This is a genomic window from Pseudomonas brassicacearum, from assembly GCF_003732265.1.
In the GTDB taxonomy this organism is placed as follows: domain Bacteria; phylum Pseudomonadota; class Gammaproteobacteria; order Pseudomonadales; family Pseudomonadaceae; genus Aquipseudomonas; species Aquipseudomonas brassicacearum_D.
Genome location: NZ_MOBK01000118.1, coordinates 1 through 270, shown reverse-complemented (window position 1 = coordinate 270; position 270 = coordinate 1). Strand labels below are relative to the sequence as shown.

General features: G+C 62.6%; 1 protein-coding gene. It reads left to right on the top strand.

The features are described from left to right. Positions 1-11 precede the first annotated feature (11 nt). The coding region (locus tag BK660_RS30340; RefSeq protein WP_185045266.1) for an FtsW/RodA/SpoVE family cell cycle protein at positions 12-270 on the top strand (259 nt) is incomplete at its 3' end.

Sequence of the window (270 nt, the reverse complement as noted above, 5' to 3'; positions counted from 1 at the left end):
GAGGACCTGGCATGAGCCTGATGAATATCATCAAGCCGTACCCGTCGCCGTTGATCACCGGGCGCGGCATCGACCTGGATTTCCCGATGCTCGCCGGTTGCCTGGCATTGCTGGGCCTGGGCCTGGTGATGATCACCTCCGCGTCGTCGGAAGTGGCGGCCGTGCAGTCGGGCAACACGCTTTATCACATGATCCGCCACCTCGTTTACCTGGTGATCGGCCTGGGGGCTTGCATCGTCACCATGATGGTGCCGATCGCCACCTGGCAGC